The organism is Bradyrhizobium sp. (assembly GCF_035570375.1).
GTDB lineage: Bacteria > Pseudomonadota > Alphaproteobacteria > Rhizobiales > Xanthobacteraceae > Bradyrhizobium.
The window spans coordinates 1-7,784 of sequence record NZ_DATMLW010000190.1 but is presented as its reverse complement, the minus strand read 5'-3'; the positions used below and the strand labels follow the sequence as shown (position 1 = coordinate 7,784).

Below are 7,784 nucleotides of genomic sequence, written 5' to 3'. Positions count from 1 at the left end.
AACCTACGTTGCGAAAGCGTCGAGATGGTGTTCGTCGACCAAGCGGCGCCAGGGCGGCCAGAGGGGCGCGCGTTTCCGTCAGCGGGCCGGACCTGTGCGAGAAAAAGCCCCGCGAAGAGGGCGGGGCTAGGTTTGGGGGCAATGTCGTGAAGCGGCGCCAGGGGCACCGCAAGGGCGACGAAATACCCACCGGGCGGGTTAGTCCCGCCAGAAATCCTTAAATCTCGCCGGGCTCAACGCCGTGTAGCGGGTCGTGTGAGCGATCGAGACGTGCCCGAGCCAGTCCTGAATCGCTCGGGTATCAATGCCGTCGTTGGCGAGCTTATATCCGCAGGAATGCCGCAGCATGTGAAAATGCACCGGCAGCGCGAGACCAGCGCGCTGGCCGATAATCTTGACCAGCCTATTGATCGCATCCGGCGTAAATGGCGTGCCGCGCTCGGTGGTGAAGATGTAGCCGCTGTCTGGGTATTCCTTCCGAAGCGCCGTCAGCATGCGCAGCTCGTCGCCGCGGATAGGATGGACGGACGGCTTGCCCTTCTTGGCCCGGCGCACATGCAGGGAAGCCGATCGGCCAAACTCGACCTGGCTCCATTCCAGCTCGCAGGCCTCCTTGGCGCGCAGGCCGTGCCGATAGGCGACCATGATCAAGGTGGCATCCCGCAGCGACCAGCGGCCTTCCTTGGCCGCCTTTATCAGCCTCTCGATCTCCGCCGGGGTCAGGTATTCCCGACTGCGCATCTCGTCATTGGATACCCGGCCGGGTGCGACTTGCCGGAAAATGTTACTTGGCTCGACCAGGGCAAGCTTCGGTTTCATCGGCGAATCCCTCGGCTTTAGCAATCAACTTACCGGATAATGTACAAAGACCGGTAAGTCGTCAAGGGCTTCAAGACGGTTTGGTTAGGGCAGATTGCAACAAACATGACCGATTTAGACAAGACGGCCAGCGCGGTTAGGAGGGAGGGTGAATGACGATATGGAGGCGCCGCGATGGGCAAGCAAATCCTGGTCGAATTCATGTTCGGTATCAGCGCGTCAGCGGCGGGCGCCGCGATCGCGACCTTCGTCATGGTGCTGACCCGCTAGACCGGCGGCCGAGCCATGGTGTTCGCCAAGCTCGTCCTGATCTGGCTCCTGATCAACGCTCTTGTCGCGGTGCTATTATTGCCGCCAACCGACAGCGCGACTGCCCCAAGGGGTGACATAAGAAAGGCCCGGCGCTGAACGCCGGGCCAGTCACCATGTCTCCTACTGGGAAAGGCAGCCGGCCCGAGTGTCCCCCGACGTCAGGCCACGCCTCTCAACCATGGCCGGAACCCGCCAGCCACAGGTTCACTGCTCGGCGTCGCTGAACTCGTGAACGGTGCGGTGATCGTCGACCGTCGCGTCGACGACTTGGACGGGCTTGCCTTCAAGGCGATCGGCGATCTGTTGGAACGCCCAACTTTGCTTATCCTCGATCGCGCATTCGACGAGCTTCTCGGCCAGCCTGTTGACCTTCTTGCGCTTCTCCTTGTCGTTCGGATCGATCCGGTTCAGTTCGAGGCGCAGCGCGTCGGTGAATATCTTCTCGCGCGATTTGCCACCGGGATTTCCTGAGATGCCCTTTTTGAACGCCATTGCCTCAACACCCTACTAGATTGGAGAGAAAGATTATTTCGCGGTCCGCTTCATGCATGCGGTCGGAGGGCGCCCGATCTCCTCAAGTGATCAACGCCCCATACTTGAAGCAAGCCGTCGCCGTACCCGACCCGGACCATGATCGTCGGAGCATTAGCGCCGACTCGCCGCAGAAAGTGTAGCATACCTCTACTGACCTCGGCGCCGACGCGCGTCTGCTCGTCGCCCAGCGACTCCTCATAGAGCGCCTCAGCAACGCTGCGCGGGTCTTCCGGTCGCGACAGGCGAACCGCAACAGCTGGCACGCGGCCGGGAAGCATGGGCAAGCGGCTCATCCGGCGCGTGCTTGTTCGCCGGCCGGAACATCTTCCGATAAAATTCCTTGTCGGTCATTCCGCGGACACACCCTCGTTTCCTTTGGCATAAAACGGATTGTAACCCATCCGAAACGGCCACAGCGCGCAGGTGATCGCCACGCACTTTCGCGCCTCAGCAGCATACCCTCCCGAGCAGTCGATGCACTTTGCCCGGATTGCCTTGATCGGACTTTGCGGGCCACCCAGCGCCTGAAGCGCGGTTCTCGCGGCAGTTTGCCCACTTTTTCCCCGCCATCCTCGGCGGCAGGCGAAGGGGCCAGATAAACATTGTCCGAAGAAAAAGCCCTCAGTTTGCCGTCTTTTTTCACCACGCCGTCCATCTTATCGTTGATCTCCATTTTCACGCCATCTCCGGCTGCTCGATCTTGCGCCGCTTGTGGTAGTCGCGCTGGCTCAGCCCGTACTGCACCGCCAGCAGAGCTCGGCCCTGCTGTCCGCGAGCGCATCGAGCGGATCGTCGACGGACTTGCGCCTGATCTCGGTCACGGGGCGCCAGGAATGAGATCTTCACCTGGGCGATATCGGGATAGCTCGACAGCAGCCGCCCGATCTTTTCGAGGGTGTACATGACAGCCTTGCGACCCTCGGCCCTCGCAAGTGAAGCACGCGCGTCATCGCGCTGCCGGTCAAACTTCTCGCGCAGCTCAGGTGACACCAGGAGCCTCAAGCGATCGGCTCCCCACTTCGTCTCCATCTCGCACGCCGTCTCGTCGGCGCCATCGATGTAGGCACGTCCAGCGAGGTAGGTGCCGTTGGTCCGCGCCCAGGATTTTTGGTCGCCAAGTGGTCTCGTATCCGCCGATGAAGCCTGCTTTACCCGTCCCATTTATCCCCCTATTCCCTTACCACTCTGTCCCCTCTACCTCGTGAGGGGGCCTCTCAAGGGCCCCCTCTTTAGAGGTGACTTGTCGTAGTTGTCGAAGTAGTTGATTTCATTGAGTTTCCGACAAGTTGTCGGGAAAATGCTCCCGACATCCGATTACTTGTCGGTGATCCCAATGATTTCAGTCACTTAACCCTCAAAAAGTTGTCGGAGCCAAAAAGTTGTCGGAAGACTTGTCGGAAGGTCTCCGACAACCCTCCGACTAGTTGTCGGAGCCTCCCGACAACTTGTCGGCAAGCCCGTATTTCGCCCTCGCATGCTCGGTGACCTCGTACCCCTTGTTCTTGCCAGCCGTCTTGCCTGCAACTACCAGCTGCTCGGTCAGAAGGCGGTTCAGGGCCTGCGCCAGGACGGTGGTTTTGACGTGCTTCATCTGCTCCTGCATCGCCCTGGGCAGGTAGTTCTCGTACCCCTTGTGCGAGCCGTAGGGGTGCTGGGCGGTGAACGCTGCATCGACCTTCTGGAGGATCTGCTGGATAGCGCTCCTAACGGCGACGTCGTCCTTTGCCTTCTCATCGACACTGGACAGCGGCACGATCGCGCCCTCCTTCCACAGGAGGTCGATCTTCTCGTCGTCGCCGGCTGCGGCGTAGTTCGACTTCTTGCGGATCAGAACGCGCTGATCAGGCAGCCCCTGCTCTGGCTTCGTCAGGTAGAGCCTCGACCGCACAGCGTTCGACCAGCCGGTGGATCCGCTCTCGCCCGATCCGCTGCTGCGGCCCGCCTGGGACGGGTGCGCCAGGATGAGGACCGACAGCGTCCAGCCCTCCTCCTTGGCGCGGCGAGCGTAGGCGCCGCAGACGGCCTTGATGAAATAGTTGACCTGATTGCGGATGATCTCGTTGCCGCCAAACAGGTCCGCCGCGGTGTCGAGGATCAGCAGCTCGATCTTCTCCTTGACCACGACATCCATGACGCGCTGAAACAGTGGCGACATAGTGGGCCGCTGGAGCTGGTCGAACGTCACCAGGAGATTGTCGAAGCCGACGCGAGGCCAGACCTTCGCCATACCCTTGAAGGGGTTCCCGACCTTGTGCCCCATCATGGCCTTGATGCTGTCGTGGCGGCGGTGGATCTCGTCGCGCTCGTCCTCGCAGCAGACGCCGAGCGACTTCACCTTGGGCACCGGCAGGCCGAGCCAGAACCCACCGATGGCGGTGGCATATTGCAGCTGCTGAGCGCACAGCGTCTTCCCGATGCCGCCATCACCATACAGGGAGGAGACGGCCCCGGCCGGGATCCAGGCTTGCACGAGCCATTCGCGCTTTGGCGCCTCGCCAACGAAGTCCCCAACGTCGAAGGGGCCGTCATCATCCGGCTTCTGCTCAGATGCCTTGTGCTTCGGCTGCGGAGCCGCTACGGAGGCCTGGGAGCGGGCCTGGGCCTTCTCCCTGTAGACCTCGATCGCCTTGTCTACGTTCTCCAGGCCGCGAATCTCTCCCCGCAGAAAACGTGCGATGGCGTACTCGCACTTCTTCATGAACTCATCGGGGCCGCGGCCGGCACGAGAGAAATCTACGTTGCGCTCGTACTGAGGCCAAGCGAGGTCGTACAGTTCCTGGACTGACGGCTCGGCGCCGGTCGTGCCCACATACTCAACGAGGCACGCCGCAATCGTGCGCGTCATGTAGGCTTCGCGACCATCCGTGATCTTGCCCGTGGGCAATCCGAGCGAGCTTGTGGTGCGCGTCGTTGCCGCTGGTGCTGGCGCGATCGTCGAGGTCGGTGGGAACAGCGACGCGAGGTGCTCGAACGCGTAGACGCTTTGCCCGCGCTCTTTGAGGGGCGCAATGTCCGTCACCTCGACGACGAGGCGCCCTTCCTTGACGGGCCACGCCACACTGCCGGCAAGACGCATGACGCGCGCCGGGTTCGTGACCGTGCTGTCGCCCTTCATGGCGGCAGCCATGCCCTTGAGCAGCTCCGGCCACCGCTTCGGGGCCGCCCAGGGGCTCCTCCAGGCGCCACCACATCTGCGCCCTTGTATGCGGATCACGGCCGGTCACGACGATCATGGTCGGCTTAGCCTTGCCATAGACATCCTTGGCGGCGCCGGCCGCACCAGGATCGTCCAGGTCGACATATCCACACGTCAGTGCGTACGCATCATCATCGGACGCGCGACCGAAGGGCGGCGTCCCAGGCTTGCGCAGTGCCGCGCCGATGTAGACATTGCACATCGGCTGGGAGTTGAGCCTCGCTGCCTCCTCGACCAGCTCATGCAGCTGATCGGTGCCGAAGAGCCGGGCGTACTTCAGCGCATATTTGCCGTTCTGGTCTGGCATCGTGGCAGTCCACGACAGCTCGATCAGGCCATCATGGTAGCCGTCCAGGTACCCACCAAAGAGGTGGTCGAGGTGGGCAAGCATCGCATCTGTGTTCGGCTTAACAATAGGCTGGACGATTGTCATTCTCACTCACCCAAGAAGCACCCGAGATAGAAGAGACAGCACCGTAGGGCGGCCTCAGCACGCACAACTTTCAGCGGCATCTGCTTGCGCAGCGCTCATGCCCCCCAAAGTGCTAGTGCGGCATCGTGGCGGGGGGTCATGCCGCACCTTCTTCCTTCGACGATGCGGCCCGCAATGCGGCCTGATTCGAGCAGCCGCTCCATTGCACGCAGCGGGACCCGGAGAAGGCGGCCGACACGGATTGTGGGGATGTCGCGGCGCTTCCGGCCGCGGATGTGGACATTCATTAAGCTGCCTCCACATCACCATTAGAAAACAGGCGCTCGAACGCTGCGACCGGCACCAAGAAGCGCTTGCCAATGCGGATTGTGGGGATGTCACCGCGGCGGGCGGCTTCGTATGCGAGATTGCGGGAAATGCCGAGCCGCTCGGCGGCTTCCGGCACGGTGATTGTCAACCGGATTGTTTTCATCTCTAGGTCTCCTGTTTAAGGGCCAGCTATACGCTACGTGCCGGCGTAGTTTCAGATATGACACTATGATCGGCCTGGCGCAATGATGTAGTTTCAGTTGTGCAACTATTATTTTCGTGCCATCTTGTCCCAACCAGTCAGCGGGGGAGGAAAGAATGGCAGCAAGGAAGGCCACAGAGTTGGTGCCAACCATGCTTCGGATGCGGGAGTCGCTGCGAAAACAATTGGAGCGATCCGCTGAACGTAACGACCGTTCAATGAATGCGGAAATCGTGCATCGGCTGGAGCGGTCGCTTCAAGATGAAGAAATCCTGACAGAAATTCGCAACGAGCTTGCCGCCGTGAAGAAAGCGATGATGGAAACGCAAGATGAGCAGTTCGAAAGATTTTTAAAAGAATGGCAAGAGCAGCAATTAGCCGATGCGCAAGGTTTGGACGACGGGGAGCCTAGATAAATGAAAGGGCACATCCAGCAGCGCGGCAAGAACTCGTGGCGCCTCAAGTTCGATGCCGGTCGCGACGAAAAGACGGGCAGGCGGAAAACGCAATTCCACACGTTCCGCGGCACCAAGCGGCAGGCGCAGGTCAAGCTCGCCGAACTAATCGCGTCGGTCGCTCAAGACAAGTACGTCGAGCCGAGCAAGATCACGGTTGGCGATTTTGTGACTGATCGTGTCGATCAGTGGGAGGCGAGGGGCGACATCACCGCCAGAACAGCGGCCCGTTATCGCGAGCTGATCGAAAACCAGATCGTGCCTCACATCGGCGTGAAGCATTTACAAAAGTTGCGAACGCTCGACATCGAGGAATGGCACGCCGCTTTGCGCAACGGCGGCCGTGCCGATGGCAAAGGCGGGCTCGCACCGCGCACGATAGGCCATGCCCACCGCGTGCTCGACAAGGCGTTTCGCGAAGCGGTCAAGAACGAACTGGTCGTGAAGAACGTCGTCGTCAATCAATCGGCGCCGAAGGTCGCCAGCGACGAGGAGATGGTGATCGTTCGGGACATCCCGGCCTTCATCGAGGCTCTGCGCGGACACCGTCTCTATGTTCCGGCAATGATCGGCTTGTTCACCGGCATGAGGATCGGCGAGGTGCTGGCGTTGAACTGGTCGCGCCTTGATCTTAACCGGAAGGTGATCGAGGTTCGCTCGGCGCTGGAACAGACGAAGGCGCACGGCATCCGCATCAAGGCGCCCAAGACGAAGGCCGGTCGCCGCGACATCACACTGCCCGATGTGCTGGTGACGGCATTGCGCGAGTTCCGCACGAAGCAGATGGAGCTTTGGTTCAAGCTCGGTGGCGGTCGCATCCCCAACGACGCCCTACTGTTCGCCAACGTTGATGGCTCGCTGCCCTCGCAGAAGGCTTACAGCAAGGCGTGGTCCGAGTTCGCGGCCAAGATCGACATGCCCGACCTGACGTTCCACTGCCTCCGGCACTCTCACGCCAGCCAGTTGATCGACGCCGGGGTGGACATCGTCACCATCAGCAAGCGCCTCGGCCACGCGAGCCCGACCGTTACGCTTGAGGTCTACGCCCACATGTTCAAGAACGACGACAGCAAAGCGGCGGCGGCGATCAACGCGGCGCTCTCACGCTGAAGTCCCGGTGCCGGTGCCAAAAGGGGCTCCGGTGCCAATCCGGTGCCAATTCCACGTTTTGTTCTCTGGGCGATGGCCGTAAGCCGTTGAAACTTCAGAAACGAACACGTCGATTAGCAATTCGGTAACCGGTTTCCCCAACCGGTGTGGCGGATTCATCAAACAAAGAGATGTGATGCGATCCCGCTTGATCGCATCATGATCTAAAGGTGCGCAGAAATTTGCTGAGACGAAATCGACCAGCATCGATCGGGGAGATGGCGTCGGCGCACTTTCCCGGCCTGGCCGACCGAGGGCGTTGCCGACCTCCCGCCAATCGGCTAAATGAACCCTCCACGCACCCGTAGCTCAGCTGGATAGAGCGTTGCCCTCCGAAGGCAAAGGTCACACGTTCGAATCGTGTCGGGTGCGCCA

The 7,784-nt window shown here is 61.0% G+C and carries 10 protein-coding genes and 1 tRNA gene; 4 read left to right on the top strand and 7 right to left on the bottom strand.

Features of this window, described 5'->3' with window-relative positions; translation table 11 throughout:
* Window positions 1–198: 198 nt before the first annotated feature.
* The 5 genes from VNX23_RS20260 to VNX23_RS20240 form a co-directional block, all read right to left on the bottom strand.
* Complete coding sequence (locus VNX23_RS20260) at window positions 199–819, bottom strand: tyrosine-type recombinase/integrase (protein ID WP_325632895.1); 621 nt, start codon at window positions 817–819, stop codon at window positions 199–201.
* Window positions 820–1,335: 516 nt separating this feature from the next.
* Entirely contained in the window at window positions 1,336–1,623 is a 288-nt protein-coding gene (locus VNX23_RS20255; RefSeq protein WP_325632893.1) for a DUF5681 domain-containing protein, read from the bottom strand.
* Between the two features lie 331 nt (window positions 1,624–1,954).
* Window positions 1,955–2,344 (bottom strand): hypothetical protein, encoded by a 390-nt coding sequence (locus VNX23_RS20250; protein ID WP_325632891.1) that lies wholly within the window; start codon window positions 2,342–2,344, stop codon window positions 1,955–1,957.
* On the bottom strand, window positions 2,341–2,826 hold the full coding sequence (locus VNX23_RS20245) for a hypothetical protein (RefSeq protein WP_325632889.1): 486 nt from the start codon (window positions 2,824–2,826) through the stop codon (window positions 2,341–2,343). Before VNX23_RS20245 ends, VNX23_RS20250 begins: the two co-directional genes overlap by 4 nt.
* A gap of 259 nt (window positions 2,827–3,085) precedes the next feature.
* Window positions 3,086–4,792 carry an AAA family ATPase gene (locus tag VNX23_RS20240; RefSeq protein WP_325632887.1) on the bottom strand — a complete coding sequence of 569 codons (1,707 nt, stop codon included), beginning with the start codon at window positions 4,790–4,792 and terminating at the stop codon, window positions 3,086–3,088.
* Between VNX23_RS20240 and VNX23_RS20235 the strand changes: the two genes are divergently transcribed.
* Window positions 4,791–5,324, top strand: coding sequence for a hypothetical protein (locus VNX23_RS20235; RefSeq protein WP_325632885.1), 534 nt, complete (start codon window positions 4,791–4,793; stop codon window positions 5,322–5,324). The two genes, VNX23_RS20240 and VNX23_RS20235, sit on opposite strands and share 2 nt — an antisense overlap.
* 256 nt (window positions 5,325–5,580) lie before the next feature.
* Here VNX23_RS20235 and VNX23_RS20230 read toward each other — a convergent pair whose 3' ends face one another.
* Window positions 5,581–5,766 (bottom strand): helix-turn-helix domain-containing protein, encoded by a 186-nt coding sequence (locus tag VNX23_RS20230; protein ID WP_325632883.1) that lies wholly within the window; start codon window positions 5,764–5,766, stop codon window positions 5,581–5,583.
* 155 nt (window positions 5,767–5,921) lie between these two features.
* Between VNX23_RS20230 and VNX23_RS20225 the strand changes: the two genes are divergently transcribed.
* The gene (locus tag VNX23_RS20225; protein ID WP_325632881.1) at window positions 5,922–6,221 is read left to right on the top strand and encodes an Arc family DNA-binding protein; all 300 of its coding nucleotides are present in this window, start codon (window positions 5,922–5,924) and stop codon (window positions 6,219–6,221) included.
* A complete protein-coding gene (locus tag VNX23_RS20220; RefSeq protein ID WP_325632879.1) occupies window positions 6,222–7,370 on the top strand; it encodes a tyrosine-type recombinase/integrase in 1,149 nt (382 codons plus the stop codon).
* On the opposite strand, the gene VNX23_RS20215 is transcribed toward VNX23_RS20220, so the two are convergent.
* On the bottom strand, window positions 7,362–7,616 hold the full coding sequence (locus VNX23_RS20215; protein ID WP_325632877.1) for a hypothetical protein: 255 nt from the start codon (window positions 7,614–7,616) through the stop codon (window positions 7,362–7,364). The genes VNX23_RS20220 and VNX23_RS20215 overlap by 9 nt on opposite strands.
* 91 nt (window positions 7,617–7,707) lie before the next feature.
* On the opposite strand from VNX23_RS20215, the gene VNX23_RS20210 reads away from it, so the two are divergent.
* Window positions 7,708–7,784: transfer RNA gene (locus VNX23_RS20210), tRNA-Arg, on the top strand.

Excerpts from the sequence above, each read along its gene's own strand:
- VNX23_RS20260 (WP_325632895.1), bottom strand. The coding sequence starts at position 819 with ATGAAACCGAAGCTTGCCCTGGTCGAGCCAAGTAACATTTTCCGGCAA.
- VNX23_RS20255 (WP_325632893.1), bottom strand. The coding sequence starts at position 1,623 with ATGGCGTTCAAAAAGGGCATCTCAGGAAATCCCGGTGGCAAATCGCGC.
- VNX23_RS20245 (WP_325632889.1), bottom strand. The coding sequence starts at position 2,826 with ATGGGACGGGTAAAGCAGGCTTCATCGGCGGATACGAGACCACTTGGC.
- VNX23_RS20235 (WP_325632885.1), top strand. The coding sequence starts at position 4,791 with ATGCCCTTGAGCAGCTCCGGCCACCGCTTCGGGGCCGCCCAGGGGCTC.
- VNX23_RS20240 (WP_325632887.1), bottom strand. The coding sequence starts at position 4,792 with ATGGCTGCCGCCATGAAGGGCGACAGCACGGTCACGAACCCGGCGCGC.
- VNX23_RS20230 (WP_325632883.1), bottom strand. The coding sequence starts at position 5,766 with ATGAAAACAATCCGGTTGACAATCACCGTGCCGGAAGCCGCCGAGCGG.
- VNX23_RS20225 (WP_325632881.1), top strand. The coding sequence starts at position 5,922 with ATGGCAGCAAGGAAGGCCACAGAGTTGGTGCCAACCATGCTTCGGATG.
- VNX23_RS20220 (WP_325632879.1), top strand. The coding sequence starts at position 6,222 with ATGAAAGGGCACATCCAGCAGCGCGGCAAGAACTCGTGGCGCCTCAAG.
- VNX23_RS20215 (WP_325632877.1), bottom strand. The coding sequence starts at position 7,616 with ATGCTGGTCGATTTCGTCTCAGCAAATTTCTGCGCACCTTTAGATCAT.